This window comes from Streptomyces sp. NPDC059994 (assembly GCF_042737755.1).
GTDB lineage: Bacteria > Actinomycetota > Actinomycetes > Streptomycetales > Streptomycetaceae > Streptomyces.
Map to the genome: position 1 here is coordinate 1 of NZ_JBHWUR010000110.1, position 15,695 is coordinate 15,695.

The 15,695-nt window shown below is 69.4% G+C and carries 14 protein-coding genes and 1 pseudogene; 10 read left to right on the plus strand and 5 right to left on the minus strand.

Going from position 1 to position 15,695, the window contains the following annotated elements; translation table 11 throughout:
• The 5 genes and pseudogenes from ACFWA7_RS33600 to ACFWA7_RS33620 all read left to right on the plus strand — a co-directional run.
• The coding region (locus ACFWA7_RS33600) for a hypothetical protein (RefSeq protein ID WP_385826828.1) at window positions 1–232 on the plus strand (232 nt) is incomplete at its 5' end.
• Between the two features lie 1,267 nt (window positions 233–1,499).
• The gene (gene ltrA, locus ACFWA7_RS33605; RefSeq protein WP_385826830.1) at window positions 1,500–3,287 is read left to right on the plus strand and encodes a group II intron reverse transcriptase/maturase; all 1,788 of its coding nucleotides are present in this window, start codon (window positions 1,500–1,502) and stop codon (window positions 3,285–3,287) included.
• A 131-nt stretch (window positions 3,288–3,418) separates the two neighbouring features.
• Window positions 3,419–4,888, plus strand: a complete 1,470-nt coding sequence (gene ltrA, locus ACFWA7_RS33610; RefSeq protein ID WP_385826832.1) for a group II intron reverse transcriptase/maturase — start codon at window positions 3,419–3,421, stop codon at window positions 4,886–4,888.
• Window positions 4,889–5,001: 113 nt separating this feature from the next.
• Window positions 5,002–5,259: pseudogene (locus ACFWA7_RS33615) on the plus strand (hypothetical protein); the annotation flags it as partial.
• Window positions 5,260–5,298: 39 nt separating this feature from the next.
• Window positions 5,299–5,442 carry a hypothetical protein gene (locus ACFWA7_RS33620; RefSeq protein WP_385536942.1) on the plus strand — a complete coding sequence of 48 codons (144 nt, stop codon included), beginning with the start codon at window positions 5,299–5,301 and terminating at the stop codon, window positions 5,440–5,442.
• 313 nt (window positions 5,443–5,755) lie between these two features.
• Here ACFWA7_RS33620 and ACFWA7_RS33625 read toward each other — a convergent pair whose 3' ends face one another.
• Window positions 5,756–6,478, minus strand: a complete 723-nt coding sequence (locus ACFWA7_RS33625; RefSeq protein ID WP_385536707.1) for a hypothetical protein — start codon at window positions 6,476–6,478, stop codon at window positions 5,756–5,758.
• A gap of 477 nt (window positions 6,479–6,955) precedes the next feature.
• On the opposite strand from ACFWA7_RS33625, the gene ACFWA7_RS33630 reads away from it, so the two are divergent.
• Together ACFWA7_RS33630 and ACFWA7_RS33635 are read left to right on the plus strand one after the other, a co-directional pair.
• On the plus strand, window positions 6,956–7,270 hold the full coding sequence (locus ACFWA7_RS33630; RefSeq protein WP_385536709.1) for a hypothetical protein: 315 nt from the start codon (window positions 6,956–6,958) through the stop codon (window positions 7,268–7,270).
• Between the two features lie 231 nt (window positions 7,271–7,501).
• Complete coding sequence (locus ACFWA7_RS33635) at window positions 7,502–8,737, plus strand: GNAT family N-acetyltransferase (RefSeq protein WP_385536712.1); 1,236 nt, start codon at window positions 7,502–7,504, stop codon at window positions 8,735–8,737.
• A 673-nt stretch (window positions 8,738–9,410) separates the two neighbouring features.
• Here the strand turns inward: ACFWA7_RS33635 and ACFWA7_RS33640 are convergent.
• The 4 genes from ACFWA7_RS33640 to ACFWA7_RS33655 form a co-directional block, all read right to left on the minus strand.
• Entirely contained in the window at window positions 9,411–9,905 is a 495-nt protein-coding gene (locus ACFWA7_RS33640; RefSeq protein WP_385826834.1) for a hypothetical protein, read from the minus strand.
• 350 nt (window positions 9,906–10,255) lie between these two features.
• Window positions 10,256–11,335: a nucleotidyl transferase AbiEii/AbiGii toxin family protein gene (locus tag ACFWA7_RS33645; protein ID WP_385826836.1), complete on the minus strand. Its 1,080-nt coding sequence runs from the start codon at window positions 11,333–11,335 to the stop codon at window positions 10,256–10,258.
• A 130-nt stretch (window positions 11,336–11,465) separates the two neighbouring features.
• Window positions 11,466–12,254 (minus strand): hypothetical protein, encoded by a 789-nt coding sequence (locus tag ACFWA7_RS33650; RefSeq protein ID WP_385536721.1) that lies wholly within the window; start codon window positions 12,252–12,254, stop codon window positions 11,466–11,468.
• Window positions 12,255–12,335: 81 nt separating this feature from the next.
• Entirely contained in the window at window positions 12,336–13,052 is a 717-nt protein-coding gene (locus ACFWA7_RS33655) for a hypothetical protein (protein WP_385826838.1), read from the minus strand.
• A gap of 552 nt (window positions 13,053–13,604) precedes the next feature.
• Between ACFWA7_RS33655 and ACFWA7_RS33660 the strand changes: the two genes are divergently transcribed.
• The 3 genes from ACFWA7_RS33660 to ACFWA7_RS33670 all read left to right on the plus strand — a co-directional run bounded on the left by ACFWA7_RS33660 (window position 13,605) and on the right by ACFWA7_RS33670 (window position 15,584).
• Window positions 13,605–13,898, plus strand: coding sequence for a hypothetical protein (locus tag ACFWA7_RS33660; RefSeq protein ID WP_385826840.1), 294 nt, complete (start codon window positions 13,605–13,607; stop codon window positions 13,896–13,898).
• Between the two features lie 165 nt (window positions 13,899–14,063).
• Window positions 14,064–14,633, plus strand: a complete 570-nt coding sequence (locus tag ACFWA7_RS33665) for a hypothetical protein (protein ID WP_385536729.1) — start codon at window positions 14,064–14,066, stop codon at window positions 14,631–14,633.
• Window positions 14,634–14,639: 6 nt separating this feature from the next.
• On the plus strand, window positions 14,640–15,584 hold the full coding sequence (locus ACFWA7_RS33670; protein WP_385826842.1) for a hypothetical protein: 945 nt from the start codon (window positions 14,640–14,642) through the stop codon (window positions 15,582–15,584).
• Window positions 15,585–15,695 lie beyond the last annotated feature (111 nt).

Consider the following 15,695-nt stretch of genomic DNA (forward strand, 5'->3'; position numbering starts at 1 on the left):
GGCGGCAACAACTCCTCGACCAGCAACCACTGTTCATCCGTCAGATCCGACGGATAACCCTCCCCAGCAGCACTCATACACCCCTCAACGAGCGATCCGCACAACCGGCACGGGAGATCTCAAACGCGGTCTGAGATTCGCCGGTCGCCGCCGCTGCCCGGCGGATCCCCAACTGATTCCCTTCGGCGAGACCGTCATGGCGGCAGCCAGCACCGTCATCATTGACCGGTGACCACATGGATGCGCTGCTACTGGGACGAGGAAGACACCTGGTTCTACTTCGAGTTGCGCCGTGAGGCGCTGTGATTCGTGTGGAGGTGAGAGACCTTCACCGCTGACCTGTCGTAGCAGGGAGGTGGAGCTGAGGGCAGCCTGATCCGGGTGATGCCGGGGAGGGCGGGAGCGGCCCTGACAAAGCCGGGACGTGCCAGTACTGCCAGATGGTGCGGGTCCGGCGAGCGGGATGGAGAGGAGTACGCGAGGAACCGGCGTCTTTACGTCTCTTAACGAATACACCGGCTCGAAACCTGGTGGATCTGGGCCGGAGGCGGTGCGCACCCGCTGCCTGAGGGAAGCGGGGAACTCCTTGGCCGGTATTTCGAAGCCGTTCGGGAGGCCACGAGGAAGGTCTACGGCGTACTCGTGGCGATGCCGCAGGGACACAGTCGGGCTCCTACTCCAACGAGCGAATCGCAGTGAACACGGGAACCACCCGTTCTCAACTCCTCTGTCGTGCATGGCCAGTGCCCGGTTGGGGATAGGCGCATCGACCGCCGAACGGTCCGGGTGGGGCGGAGCCGCCGTAGTACTCCGAGCCGGGGGTGCGACACGAAAGTCGCACGAGTTGAGTGAGCTTCATCGAAGGAGGTCGGCTGATGCCGAAGGTGTAGTTACGGATCAGTGTTCGAGGATCTGTCCCCGGCCTGACGTGCGTCGCTGGTAACGGCGGGGTGCGAAGCTCAGGTTTCAAGGCCCAAGGGCTCCCGTTCCATCCGGGAGTTACAGGCCGCGGGGAAGGCCGACAGGGTGAACAACGTGAACCCCTGGTGATGCCTCGTGATAGGAAGCCCCGCAGATGGGTCGTTGCAGCGGGGTCAAGGACTGGCCGTTGAGAAGCGGCAGGCGCCGACCGGAGGACCTTAAGCCGGTCGGGAGAACACCGCCGTCCTCGGGGTATAGGGGGCACCCGACCCGGCCGCACCTCACTCGTGCGGAACGTGACAACCCCGTTGGAGTCCGAAGAAGCCTGGCGTCTTCGGCAAGCTGACCGCAAGGAAGGCCCAATTCTCCAGCGGGCGCAGGATGGCCTCAGAAGCCAATGCCGGCGGCCGAAAGGCAGCGGGAAAACGAGACATCATGACCGGCCCTCCGCCGGCCGTCTCGCATAACCGGCCGGATACGGGTTGATACCCGGACCCGAAAGGGTGCTGACGGAGGCCAGGTGAGCCTGTGGAGAGACGAAGCGAACGACACCGGAACCGAAGGGCAAGTTGGACGCCATGACGAACACGCAGGTGGAAGCCAACGCGGACGTGATGGCGAACGGACCGGAGGACGACATCCCTGACTGGCACGATATTGACTGGCGTGCCGTCGAGGATGAAGTACGGCGTCTGCGGCAGAGAATCTTCACGGCATCGCGGGGAGGCGACCTCAAGCGAGTTCGCAACTTGCAGAAACTGATGCTCCGCTCCCGTGCCAATACGCTGCTGAGCGTGCGGCGCGTGACGGAGATCAACGCTGGGCGCAAGACCGCCGGAGTGGACGGGCGGACGGCGCTGCTGCCCCAGTCGAAGACCAGACTGGTCGACTGGGCGCAATACCGCTCGAAAACCTGGACGCCCCTGCCGGTCAAGCGCGTGCACATTCCCAAAGAAGGCGGAAAGAAGCGCCCGCTGGGGATCCCGGTCATCGCTGACCGGGCACTCCAAGCGCGGGTGGTCAACGCGCTGGAACCCGAGTGGGAGGCGCGGTTCGAGCCGAAGTCGTACGGCTTCCGGCCCGGCCGCGGTTGTCATGACGCGATATCCGCCATCTACCTGACGTTGAAGGGCAAGAACCCCCAGCGGATGTGGGTGTTGGACGCGGACTTGAAAGCGGCGTTCGACCGTATCGACCACGAGTACCTTCTCGCCCAGCTGGGCACGTTCCCGGCCAGGGAACTGGTCAGGCACTGGCTGAAGGCCGGAGTGGTCGACGGCGGCCGGTTCGCCCCGACAGAGGAAGGCACCCCGCAAGGGGGCGTCGTCAGCCCCCTGTTGCTGAACATCGCTCTGCACGGAATGGAACAAGCCGCCGGAGTCCGATACCGCAAGCTCGGCACGAACGCCGCCGAGTCGGTTGAGGGTTCCCCGGCCTTGATCAGATACGCCGACGATCTTGTTGCGCTATGTCACAGCCATGACGAAGCCCAACAGGTCAAAGCAAAGCTCGCCGAGTGGCTGGCGCCCAGAGGGCTGGCGTTCAACGAGGACAAGACACGAATCGTCCGCGCTGACTCCGGTTTCGACTTTCTGGGATTTAACGTCCGCCGCTATGACGGCAAGTTGCTGATCAAACCGAGTCCGGCGGCTCTGAGACGAATCCGGGAACGGCTAAGCACGGAGATGTTGGCCTTGCGAGGTTCCAATGTCAGTGCGGTGCTGCACAAGATCGACCCGATCGTGCGCGGCTGGTCGGCCTACTACCGGACGGTGGTCTCCAGTGCAGCGTTTACCGCGCTGGACGACTACATGTGGAAGCTCACCTACAAGTGGGCCAAGAACGGCCACCAGAACAAATCGAGGCACTGGATCGTCAACCGGTACTTCGGTCAGTTCAACAAGTCCAGTAAGAACCGATGGGTATTCGGCGACCGGGAGACCGGCGCTCACCTGCGGAAATTCTCCTGGACAAAGATTGTTCGGCACCAGATGGTCCCGGGCACATCGTCTCCGGACGATCCAGCCCTGGCTGAATACTGGGCCAAACGGCGACGCAAAGAGAAACCTCTGCTGCTGGACGCGTACGGACTGCGGCTGCTGACGCTGCAAGACGGCCGCTGCCCGCTGTGTCGGAGCTTTCTCCTGCACGCCGACCACCAACCGCAGAGCCCTGCCGAATGGGAACAGTGGATGGCGGTGGTCCGAAGGGCAGTGACGAAGCAACACCTCGTCCTCGCTCCGGACCAAGGCACGTCGAACGTGGTCCTTCGTCTCGTGCACACGGCCTGTCGGCGTCGGCGCTCTGCCGACATCGCTCCAGGTCCGGCACCTCTGCTTGCCCGCGAGCCTTCAGGGCTTGCTTGAGCCGGATGCCGGGATGACTGGCACGTCCGGTTCTTAGGGGGCTCCGGCGCGGCAACGCGCCGGAGCTACCCGACAGAGCCCGCGCACATGGGGAAGGGCGGCAGCGGTTTCGAGAAGGGAAAGAGACTGCAATGCCGAAAGACGCGCCGCTGAACAGCGGCGCCCTGCTGGAGGAAGGCCCGATGGGTCCGCGCCAGCGGGTATCGGAGATGCAGGCCAAACTTCACCGTTGGGCGGCGGCCGATCCCGGCCGCCGGTTCGATGATCTGTTCAACCTCGTGCACGACCCGTCGACGCTGATCGCGGCGTTCGACCGGGTCGCCGGCAACCGGGGAGCCCGCACTCCCGGCGTGGATGGCCTGACGGCCGCCGACGTCGAGGAGCAGGTCGGGGTCCCCGGTTTCCTGAATGACCTTCGAACCCAGCTCAGGCAGGGTTCGTTCCGGCCGCTACCGGTGCGGGAGCGCAAGATCCCCAAACCGGGTGGGTCGGGGAAGGTTCGGCGGCTGGGGATTCCCGTGATCGCCGACCGGGTCGTCCAGGCCGCGCTGAAACTGGTCCTGGAGCCCATTTTCGAGGCCGACTTCAAGCCGGTCTCCTACGGGTTCCGGCCCAAGCGGCGGGCTCAGGACGCGATTGCCGAGATTCACTTCTACGGCACCCATGGCTATCGGTGGGTGCTAGACGCGGATATCGCGGCGTGCTTCGACGAGATCGAGCATGTCGCGCTGATGAACCGTGTTCGGAAGAGGATCAAGGACAAGCGGGTTCTGGCGCTGGTGAAAGCATTCCTGAAGTCCGGTCTCCTTACAGAGCTCGGGGAACATCAGGAGACCTTCACCGGCACGCCGCAAGGGGGCACCATCTCTCCTCTCCTGGCCAACACTGCTCTGTCGGTGCTCGATGAGCACCTGCACCGGGCATGGGAGTCAGATGGGGAACTGTCCACCAGCGGTCGGCGCGAACGGCGGGGTGCCAAAGGCCTGCCCTCGTGGCGGCTCGTCCGCTACGCGGACGATTTTGTCGTCTTGGTCAAGGGAACCAGGCAGGACACGGAAGCACTGCGCGAGGAAGTCGCTCAGGTCCTTGCACCGATGGGGCTGCGGCTCTCAGCAGCCAAGACCCAGGTGGCGCATCTGAGCGAGGGGTTCGACTTCCTGGGGTTCCACATCCAGTGGCGCCGCAAGCGCGGAACGGACAAGTGGTACGTCTACACCTTCATCGCTGACCGACCTCTGCGGTCGGTGAAGGCGAAGATCCGGCACCTCACCCACAGAACATCGCAGCAGGACCTGGCCGTGATTCTGGTGAACCTCAACCAGGTCACACTCGGATGGGCCAACTACTTCAGGCATGCCGTCGCGAAGCGCACCTTCAGCAATCTGGACTACCTCGTCTGGTGGCGGGTGATCAGGTTGCTGCAAGTACGGCATCACTGGAACTGGTCGGACGTCCGCAGACGGCTCACCACTCCCACCGGGCGGTGGCTGCCGATCAGCGCGGGCGAGATCGAGTTGCGGAAGATCAGCGCGATCCCGGTCACCCGGTATCGCTACCGCGGCAACACGATTCCCAGCCCCTGGGCCACTGCAAGTAACTGACGGCAGAGACCGTGGAGAGCCCGTTGCCTAGTAATAGGCACGGCGGGTTCGGCGAGAGGTCCGGGGAAACGGGCCGGGAGCAATTCCGGCACCGCGCCCCGGGCCTACTCAGCGTCGACGCCGAAGGCTGGGTGAGCCGGCAGGTCGAACTCGAAGGGCCAGAGCTGACCCCGATCGCAGCTGCCTCCCTCGCTGAGTGGCAGCGGTCCTACGACGCCGGCCGCCTCGATGAGTACGACAGCAGGCTCGGGATGACAGCCGAGCTACCCGTCTCGGAATGGGAAGGCCACGACCCCGAACAACTCACCTCCGAGGAGTTCGAGGAAGTCTGGGGTCCTGCCCGCCGGCAGATCGCATCCCGGCCTAGCTGAGCTCTCGGCCCCGCGGAGGCTTCTTGGCATCATCGCGACATGACCCCGACCCTTCCCCGCACTGTCCGAGCCGTCGACACCGCTCAGCTCCTGGACCTGGCCCAGGAGGCCGCCATACCCGGCTTCAGCCAGCGCCTCCCGGTCGACTGGCTCCGAATCGTCCCGATCCGGCTCCAGGACTGACAGGGAGTTGGGGCGCGCTGCGAGACAGCGCCCCGACCGCCGCGTGAAGCCCGTCCTCCTCAACACCACCGTGTTACCCGGCCGTGCAGCGCGCGGCACGCTCGCCTGTCCCTTAGCGTGGGAGTGCCGTCGCTGACAGACCGGCGGTATGCCGGGCCCGCGGCCACTTCGCACGTACGCGGGCCCGGCCCACACCAGGGACGAGGACCGCTCGGCAACTGGTCACCCGCGCCAGGCAGGCTGGCTTCCTGCGCTGTGCACCAGCCGGACGCGGGCCGGCGTAGGCACCGAGCCCGCGCGCCGGAGCGCATCGTCAGGCGTGCTGTCGACGCCACTGTGCGCAGTGGGCGCGGAACTCCCGCTGCCGCTCGGCCATCAGGTCGAGGGGGCGCTGCAGATGGCAGTCGAGGACGTGGACGCCGTCCTGGAACGGGGTGAAGCCGATCTTCGCCCAGACTCCGGCCAGCTTGGCCTTGGTCTCGGTGTGCTGGTCCTCGGTGAGTTCGCGGCCGTCAGCCGATCCCGGTTCGCAGACCACGGCCACGCAGTCGTTGGACAGGCGCTGCACAGCGGATCCCGCCAGGACCGGGCCGAGCCCGAAGCCGCGCCATTCGGGCTGCAGAATGACGCGGTCCATCACCAGCAGGTCGCCGACCGGGTGGGCCAGGGCCGCCTCGAACTCCGCCGCCCACTGGCCCCGGCCGATATCCAGCACCACCTCGCCGATGCCCGCGGTGTCACCGGTGTAGGAGTCCATGGCCTCGAACGGGTCGTCGGGCCCGAACATGCGCACCCGCACGAACGACATCCGCCCCACCATGATCTCCCCGACGGCGTCCAGCTGCTCCTGGTCCACGTCCCCACGCGCGGCAAGGTCTTCGGCCAGGATGTCGGCGTCGATGCGGGCCGTGACCGACCACACCTGCAGCGTGTTCTCGAACTCGTAGGACCGCACCGGGTGTTCGTGGTGGTAGGCAAGGCTGATCAGCGAAGGGTCGGCGGGCAGGACCCGCTCGGCGGGTGGAGCGCTCGTCATGCCCGTACGGTAACGCCGCAGGCCCACGGGCGTCAGCGCATCAGCCAGTTCGTCCGGTGCCCCTCCACGGGGCCTGGGGGCCTGCCTGTGGGGCGGATCGTGTGCAAGGCCGCGCCTGACGAGGTCGGTACGGGCTGTGGTCCAGCGTCACGGATTCCTGGGACGTCGAGGCTGCTGCGCTGAGTTCGTCCGCGCTGACAGAGCAAAGCGGCCTTTCGGCTGCTCCGGCGGTTCGCCCCACCCGATGTGCCCTCGTCTCGGTTGACCTGGGGGCCAGGCTCCCGGGCGCCGTCCGAAGGGGAAGCCAGACGCCCCCATGGAACAACTGGCTTTGGTAGCAAGTGGAGTTACGGTTGAGGAAGGTCTCGGCTCGGCGCGGCCCCGGCAATCGTGGAGGAGCGGATGGGTATGCCAGAACAGGTGCCGTCGGTCACCCGGGTCGAGTTGAAGGGCCTACCCCCGGCGGTCGATCGCCTCATGGCAGTGCTGAGCGCCGCCGGCGAGATCATCTACGACTCGCGCTCCGACGTGGATGCCCGCGGCGAGGTGCACTGCATCGCGCAGGTGGTGCTGCCCGGCGAGGATGCCGCGCCAGGAGCGCACGCGGCCACCGTGACGGTGCAGGCAGTCCTCGACATCGACCCGGCCAGCGGCAGCAGCCTGCTGACCGCCGGCGGGCGCGGACAGTTGGAGGAGGCAGTAGCCGCCTGTCTGGAGGAACTGCCGTCCACAGCCGGGCCGGCGCGTACGCGGGTGGTGTCCGTACGGCCCTCCCGTGCCTCCACGGTGTAGGCGTGGCGGTTCTCGTGGCGTCGGCGCGTATCCGGCAGATCCCCAGGGCGGACGCGGGCAGCGGTCGGGACAGCAGGTGAGGGCGGCCGCGACGGCGTGCCCGCCATGGACCTGTCCCCTCGTCTCTTTCGCCCGCAGCACCGCCGGACGTGGACGCGGCTCGGCCTGCCCTGACCGGCCACGCGGCAGGCCGATCTTAGGCGCCGGGCGCCGAGAGCGCGGAGGCTGGTGATGGCAGAGGCGGGAGCGCAGGCGCGGCTGGACGGTTCTGGGCTGTCACTGTGGCTGACCGACTGGAAGGTCACTTTGGGCGCCTGGAGGAATCGTCGCCTGATCGCGTTGCACGGCGGGTTCGCGGCGGGGAACCTGGACTTCGAGGTGCACCCCAGCGGGCAGGCCGTGACCGTCTCCATGGTCTCTGTCGATCCTGGCTACGCGCGCCGGGGGATTGCCTCGGTCCTGATGGACGCACTCTACGCGGCCTATCCCGCGGCGTGGATCAACCACGGACTGCGCACCCCCGAGGGGACGAAGTGGTGGAACGGTTACCGTGACCCCGCCCCTGAGCGCAACATCCACAATCGGCCCCCGGCCGAGTGGGCCCGGTACTTCGATGCCCGTGAGGTCTCAGCCAACCGGGCTAGCAACGCCTTCTTCAACGGGCTTTTCGGCCTGGAGGGGCACCGTGGGGCCGAGTACCGCTATGGCGAACGCACGGAGGAGGAGGCCGGGCGGTGGGCTCCTGCCTTCCGGCCGGTTGCCACACCGCCGGGTGCCGATCCGTCCGTGCAGGGTCTGTACGGCTCGGCGGTGTTGTCCCTGCGCCCGGGGCTGCACCGCTACGTCCACGACAGTTCCCGCGATGCTGCTGAGCGTGCGGCGGTGCTGCTGGAGCATGTTGGGCACGGCAACCTGCCGCACGCGCACACTCCCTGGAACACCACAGCGCGCGCGGCGTTCGACGATGCGGCCCAACTGGAGATGCTCCAGGACGATCCCTCCCGGCCGGCCACTCATGTCGTCTTTCAGCTGCGGCCGCTGAGCGCAGACCAGCAGTACGAGGCTTCCGCGTCGTTCGTGGAGTTCTGTGGGACAGCCGATGTCCCAGTGGAGGTGGCGTCGATGGCGTGGCGCTCCCCCGAGCAGCCGTGGAGGGTGCACAGCGCGGCATTTCCCGCCCCGGTCACGGCCGCGCTCGCTCCGCTGGCTCCGCAGCACGCCAGTGCGGCCTACCAGGCCCGCTACGACGAGCGCGGCCACCGTCGTCAGCCCGCTGAGCATGTGCAAGGGGGGCTGCCGTACGCCTCGCGGGCACAGGAGATCCGCGCCGTGGCCGACGCCCTCATCACGGGCGCGGCAAACCGTGCGCTGCCCTTGCCGCCCTCTGCGCCTCCTGGCCGTCGGCCGACGCAGCCGGACCCAGCGCAGGTGCAGGCGCAGCCACGATCGACGACCCCCCGCCGCTAGAGGGCCCGGGGCAGGCACAGCTTCTTCTAAGACTCTGACCGGCACGCCGTCAGCCGAAGGCCCCATCCTCTCGGGCTGCGAAGCCTTCGCAGCCGCCGAGTTCGCCCGCCTCCTCCTCGCCGACTGGACAGCCGACGCCTGCTCCGCCCCCTCGCTCGGGCCGTGTGCGCGTGTCCGCAGCGGGTCGGCCGACCGTCGGGATCTTGTGTTCTGGAGCTCCCGGGCTCAGGGCGGGCCTCTGTGCCAGAACCGGCTGTCTGTCGCGCCCCACGGGTGCGGCCGAGTTCCCGGGCACAGATGACGAACCACCTCGGCCCCGCATCCCGACATCACGCCAGAGGATGCCGGTCTCGCGCCCGTGAACTCTTCATCCCTCTACGCTCGATTCACAGCCGCCCGTGACCCGGCGGCGATGTGCAGGAGACGGAGGCGACATGATCCCGCGGCCCTACCGGATGCAGCGCGTGCGCCGTCCAGTTGGGGGCGCGCTGCCCGGGGGAAGAGGGTCCCTTCGGCCTGTACGGAGCGGATACCCCGCAGGACGAGGAGAGGGGCCGGGCGGATACGGGGACGGAGGCTGGGGCCTTCCCTGGCGCTGCATCTCCACGCCGTGCCCGGACAGCTGCGACAGCGGAGTGAGACAAGGGGTACCGCCTGTGATGCACAAGGCTGGTCAGACGGCGCAGGACGGACCGTCAGCGGACGGCTGGTCGGCGGGTTCCGGCGGTACGAACGCGGGCCTGAGCGCCGGTGGCAGGTCGGACATCATCCCGAACACGAGGACAGCGTCCGGGTTCATGGTGTCGTCCTCCAGCGTGGCGATGATCCCCGACGACAGCAGGATTTTGATCATTGCGCTCTGCATGTGCAGGCCCATCGTCCCGGCATAGCGGAAAGCCGGCGTATCGGTACGCCCGGCCTGGAGACTGTTGAGGGCGGCCTGGACCATGGCGGGATCGCAGCCCCAGAACACGGACACCGCCGCCGACCCGGTCTCCGCGTCGGGCTGGACCTCGACCCGCGCTCCCGCCCGGTCGCGCGAACCTAGCTCCCCCTCGATGCACGCGGGCAGACCGGCGCGCTGCAGCGCCGCAACCACCCGCTCCGCCAGATCGTGGCGGACGCTGAGAACCTCATCCGTCGCGGAGACGAAACCGTACTCAGACATAGCGTTTGCGTCTCCCCAAGGTGTGGCTGGCATCGCAGGGACACCGGTCCCCTCCCACACGTCCCGGCTGACTGCCTCACCTGCAGCCCTCGTCTTCAGGTTGTCAGCGGTCCCGGCACAACGCTGGGGAACCGCCGGGGTCTTGCGGGCGGGTGCGGCCCCGGCCGTACTGCGTCCCGTCACGGGGACCGGGGCGTGACCCACACACTCCATACCGGTGCAGGATGCCCGCGATCCTAGCCCGACCGGGGAAAACGGGCGGGCGGGAGGCGCCGCCAGGGGCCCCGGTAGGGGGCGCCGCATCCGGTGCAGTGGGCAAGGTAGAGAGCGGAGGCCGGGCTGCCCGCCGGCTAGCGGCCCGGCGTCCTCGTGGAGCCGGGCGCCGGGGGCGGTACGTCGGGACGGGGGCGCTGGGGCCGTTGTGCCGCGGGCGCGGGGGCCGTCGCGGTCCGCTGGGCCACGGCGTCGGTGAGGGCGCGCAGCCGGGCCATGTGGGCGGGTGTCAGTTCAAGGTGCTGCGGCTGGGGGTGCCATGTGGTGTCGGCCGGGTGCCAGTGGCCGGGCGGGTGGGCGGCGAGGAGCGGGGTGAGGAAGGTGTCGGCGGCGGCGGCTGCCTGGTGCCAGGTGGTGCAGCCGTTCAGCCCGGGGACCTGGAGCGCTGCGGTGGGGTAGCGGGCGGGCCAGGCGGGTCCCGGGGGCTCGAAGCTCGTGGGGAGGTGGAGGTCGCCTCCCGCCTGCTGTCTGCGCTGGGCCTCGGCGCGGAGGGTGATCTGGGCGGCGTGGCCGTCGAGGGTTTCCTGCTGGCTGATGAGGAGGATGTCGGCGAGGTCGCGCCAGCGGGTGGAGGGGATGCCGCGGTGGCGTTCGTAGAGCGCGCAGGTTTTGTCCGCGAGGTGGTCGAGGATCGGATATAGGCGCGCCTGGGGCCAGTCGGCGGGCCAGCCCAGGTCGATCAGCGGCCGGATGGGGCGCATGTCGGGGGTGGTGATGGGTCGCCGTCCGGCGACCACGTCGACGCGCAGGGTGTCGACCTGGTGGGTGCCCATGTAGACGTGGAGCAGTTGTTTGGCTCCGGCGGCGCCGTTTTGGTGGGTGGATAATCGCGCGGGTTCGAACCGGAGGTAGTCGCGCAGGTCGTGGCGGGCGGCGGCGCACAGGGCGGTGACGGCGTCCTCGATGCCGGTGTCACCGTCGTGCTGGATGTCGACGTCCTGGCTCAGGCGCGCTGCGCCCGGGTAGCGCGTGAGCAGCGCGTGGCCGCCTTTGAGGATCCAGCGTTCGGGCTGGGCCTGGAACACCCGGGCGACCAGGCGGCTGAAGTAGTAGGAGCTCAGCAGGTCGGCGACGCCCATCCCGCTCTGCCGGGACAGGAGCTGGGCCTTGTGTTTGAGCGCGCCGTAGAAGGCCGTCGGGCTCGTGTACGCGTCCATCTGGCTCCTCGGACAGAGGTGGTCGGCGGCCAGGGTTCAAGCGTACGTGCGGGGAGCGGGTATCCCGCAGCCGTGCCCACAAGGGTGGCGGGGTGCGACGGCGCCTGTCGGCTTTGATCGGGTCCGGGCGTCAGTTGTCGTCCGCACCGGGCGCCAGGTGCTGAAGGAGCTGCTGGCGCCACGGGGCCGGGAGGCGGGACAGGGCCGCGGCGACGTCCTCCACGCGCGCCTGGACGAGCAGCCGTCCCACCTGCTCGGCGCCCACCCCTTCACCCGCCTGGGCAGTGAGATGGTCAATCAGGTCGTGGCCCGTGGCCGCGTGGGGCAGCCCGTAGGCGGTGGTGAAGGGCTGGAGATGAGGGGCGAGGGTGTCGGGCCCGACCAGGTGGCGGCCGGCTGCGTCCGCGATCACCGCGCCGATGTGCGCGCCGTCGACTCCGGCGTGCAGCAGGTCGGTGATGGTGCGCGTGGGCGTGGTGACGGGCAGTCCGTCCACCAGCGCGATGTCCCCGGGATCCAGGACCGGCCCGTCATACAGGCACCGGCCCGGCCCCTCGCCGGGCGTCCCGGGCGGCACGATCATCTCCACCACGGGTGCGGGCAGGTCACCGAGCTGGTGCAGGCGGCAGGCGGAGGCGTGGGAGATGACCGCCCCGGGGCGGGCGGGCGGCAGCCTGCGCCAGGCGGGCGTCGGCGGATCCATCGCGAGCCAGGCGGCCTTGATAACCCCGTGCCGCGGCGCGGGCGCCCCGGCCAGCTGATAGACCCCGTCGTCCACTGCCGTCAGCAGACCCGCCCCCACCAGCGACGTCAGCCGGGGAGCATCGACGCCTTCCTGGGCGGCCTGCGCCCCCGTCACCAGGCCCCACTGCTCGGCAGTCCAACTGCCCAGCCTCACCAGAGCGTCCGCATGGTCCACACTGCGCATCATCGCAGAGCCGCTTCCAGCAGAGCTGACGCTCCTTACTGGTGTATCCAGAGGCCGGCTTGCCGGCCGGTCTCACCGACGAGTGCGGTGTGCAGCGCCTGGCAGGCGGATCAAGGCGGGAGGGTGAGCGGGGTCGGGGCAGAATCCGAGCCGCCGGTAGGCGCGTTCCAGCGCGGGGGTGCGGGCGGCGGCCACCAGGCCGATGCCGTGGGTGTCGGCCTGCCGCAGCGCCGCGTGCACGAGGCGGCCGGCGGAGACGGGATCGTCCTCGGCGGCGGCCAGTTGCCCCACTTCCCACCACGTGCCGCCCGTCCTGCGGTGCGCGCGGCGGGCCCGCGTTACGGCCACCGAACTGGAAATGCCGCGCAGCGTGCGGGCCATCTCCGCGACGAGAAGGACACCGAAGGCTATGGCCACGCTGTTTCCGGCCAGCGCCGCAGGCAGCCCGCAGACTGCCGCCAGCAGTGCGGCGGCGGTGCCCAGGCCAAGCGCGAGCAGGGCGAGCATTAGGGCTGCGGCCAGGAGCATGCCCAGCGCGGCCAGGCGGCGGCGAAGACGGATGCGCGGTCCCTGGACGGCCAGGACGGCACTGCCCCGGCCGAGCAGACGGCCGTCGGCTTGCCAAAAGGCGAGCACCAGCAGCCACATCAGCACCCCGGTCACGGCACTGATCCTGGTCGCGGCAGGTGGGCTCAGGCGGCGCTGCAGCAGACGCGCATAGCCGGGAACGTCACGCCAGCGCGCCCGCAGCAACGCGGGAGGCCGCAGCGAGGGGGAAGGTGAACTCACCACACAGCTCCTCCCGTCCTGGGTCTGCCACGGCGCGCACGCGCCGTCATCATGCCCCGGCGCGCAGCACGGGGGCACGCCCAGCTACTGAACGGTGTGAGGGCCGAGACGGGCAGTCTCTGGCCGAGAGCGGGGCCCCAAAGCAGCGCTCGGTCAGCGTGCCGCGGCGAGGGGACGGCTCTTCGAACCGCGTGGCCTGGGTGCGTCGTGTCGCCGAGTGGCGATGCCCCGTGAGGCCCGACGGACCCGCGAATTGGGGCCGAGTTGCGCCCGCCCGGATGCCCAGGGGCTCCTGCCGTGGGCCACGGGGGAGCCATACGATGCCGGTCGTGACGGATTTCGATGAAGTCAGGGCATCGCTGTGGAACGAGGGCAACTACGGTGTCCAGCCGCCCCTGACCGACGCGGCGCTGCTCGATGCCGAAGTCCGCCTGGGCGTCTCGCTCCCCACTTCGCTCCTGTCGGTGCTGCGGGTTCAGAACGGCGGCCCCGGTGGCCGCTCGCTGGAACGCCTTCCCCACCCCCCTTCCCACGTCGTGGAGTGCGGACCATGTGCCGTTCGACGCCCTCATGGGCATCGGCCGGCGCGAACGGATGACGTCGATCCCGGACACACCCGAGCTGGTCGAGGAGTGGGGCCTCCCGTCGCCCATCGTGCTGCTGTCCGGCGACGGACACTGCTGGATCGCGCTCGACTACCGAGTCTGCGGCCCACGCGGCGAGCCGTCCCTCACCTGGTTCGACACCGACACGGACACCGAGCTGGACCTTGCCGCGGACTTCCAGTCGTTTGTCGCAGGGCTTGTCGCCGCCGACGGCCCCGAGGCCGGGGTTCAAGCGGTCTGAGACGAGGCACTGTCGGCGCCGGAGCGTAACCGTGCTGCCTGGCGGGCGTTGAACAGGGCATCGCGTGTGTGCACCCGGTCCCCCCGGATACGCGAATCGCCGGGGTCCTGGCCCTCCCCCGAGCTCAGGCCCCCGCGCCCGGGGAGATATCGGTACGGCAGCCGGATGTGGTTTCTGCTCCTGTCCCATCTGCCGTGTGCTCCTCCCTCCCCGCTGCGGGGCGCCGTCCAGTTCCTCTGCTTCGCGTGCGGCCGTCGTACGCTGGAGCACAAGGGCGACCAAAGAGGCTGCTGCGGACGGGAGTTGACCAGCGTGGAGCACGGGGACGCGGACGCGGAAATAGACGCCATCGACTTTGCCGGGGCCAAGGCCACCCGTGAGGCCATGCGCGCCGACCTGGCCGGGCAGGTCCCCTCGGATGTCGCAGCCGCGCTGAACCGGCCCGGGACCCCGGACTGGCTGCTGGCGCGGCCGCCCCAGCTCGTGGCCAGGCTCAGCGACCTGGCAGGCCCTGCCGACGGAGCCGTGCAGGCACCCGCGGGCTGGGGTATGACGGCGGGGCCGCGCAGCGTGGTGGACCTGTATCAGCGGGCCCTGCTGTACGGCAGCGCCGCCGAGCAGGCCCGGATGCTGCACGCGGGGCAGCTGGTCACCGTGTGGGAGCAGCTGCGGGACGTGCTGCCCGATGCGGTGATCTTCGTGTGGCAGGCCCGGTTTCCCGAGCTGGGGCGGTGACATGCGGTGATCTGGAACGTCGGGCGAGCGGTACGGGATGCGGAGATCGTCCTGGCGGCCCTGGGCCAGACCCAGGCTTCCTTCCAGCTCGGCGGCGACCTGGCCCTGCATCTGCACGGGGTACTGCGCCGCCAGGCCGTCGAGATCACACTGACCACCCCCCAGGCCTACGATCCCGTCCGCATCACCGGGGTGGCCGCTGCGGCGCTGCGCCAGCTCGGATACGAGGTTCAGGCCGAACAGGCCGCCGGGCCGGGGCTGCTGCGGGCCCTGCACATCGTCTCCCCCGGCAGCGGTCCCCAGGCCGAAGCGCCGCCGGTGCGGCTGGTCCTGTCCCGCATGCCCCAGTACACGCCCCCGGTCCTCGTTCAGGGCCTTGTGGTCAGCTCGATGGCCACCTGCACCATCCAGACGCTCCAGCAGGCCATGTCCCGCGTCGATGCGCGCGACTACATCGACCTCACGCTGCAGGAGCAGCACTGGGGGCAGATGGCGTTCACCAAACTGGCCGCCAGGAGCCTGGAGGCCGAGGCCCCGGCAGGTCCGCAGAGCGACCTCGCCTCGCCCTACCTGCTGGCACACCGTTCGCTCACGCTCGTTAAGGGCGTCACCCAGCTCCATTTCCGCGCCTACGGCGTCACCGACGGCCAGGCCGAGCAGATCCGCACCCAGGTCCAGGCTATGGCCGAGCGGATCTGGGCTGCCCGCCCTCAGCCGACGAGTTCCACCGGTGGGCTGCAGCAGCTCTCCGGCCTCTCCGAGCAGCAGCGGGCCGCGCTTGCCGCGCGCCTCGCCCAGCCAGGAGTCAGCTCGGAGCTCCTGGCGCGCCTTGCCTCGCAGCACCCCCGCGCACCCCGCCCAGACGTACCGCCCCCGCACCGCGCCCGCCCTGGGGACCAGCACCGTCAACAGCCCCCGCCGCCTGCCCAGGGGCCCGGCCCCCGGCCGTGACCACTGGCGCCGGTCAAACAACGGCGGCGGGGCAAGAGCCCGGGTGGTGGGGCCACCCGGCGGGCGCGCCGGCGGGCCCGCGCACACCGCCCGGGGGTTCACAGGGTGTAT

Bases quoted from the DNA above. Each gene is read 5' to 3' on its own strand.
- ltrA (WP_385826830.1), top strand. From the start codon at position 1,500: ATGACGAACACGCAGGTGGAAGCCAACGCGGACGTGATGGCGAACGGA.
- ltrA (WP_385826832.1), top strand. From the start codon at position 3,419: ATGCCGAAAGACGCGCCGCTGAACAGCGGCGCCCTGCTGGAGGAAGGC.
- ACFWA7_RS33620 (WP_385536942.1), top strand. From the start codon at position 5,299: ATGACCCCGACCCTTCCCCGCACTGTCCGAGCCGTCGACACCGCTCAG.
- ACFWA7_RS33625 (WP_385536707.1), bottom strand. From the start codon at position 6,478: ATGACGAGCGCTCCACCCGCCGAGCGGGTCCTGCCCGCCGACCCTTCG.
- ACFWA7_RS33630 (WP_385536709.1), top strand. From the start codon at position 6,956: ATGGCAGTGCTGAGCGCCGCCGGCGAGATCATCTACGACTCGCGCTCC.
- ACFWA7_RS33635 (WP_385536712.1), top strand. From the start codon at position 7,502: ATGGCAGAGGCGGGAGCGCAGGCGCGGCTGGACGGTTCTGGGCTGTCA.
- ACFWA7_RS33640 (WP_385826834.1), bottom strand. From the start codon at position 9,905: ATGTCTGAGTACGGTTTCGTCTCCGCGACGGATGAGGTTCTCAGCGTC.
- ACFWA7_RS33645 (WP_385826836.1), bottom strand. From the start codon at position 11,335: ATGGACGCGTACACGAGCCCGACGGCCTTCTACGGCGCGCTCAAACAC.
- ACFWA7_RS33665 (WP_385536729.1), top strand. From the start codon at position 14,064: ATGTGGTTTCTGCTCCTGTCCCATCTGCCGTGTGCTCCTCCCTCCCCG.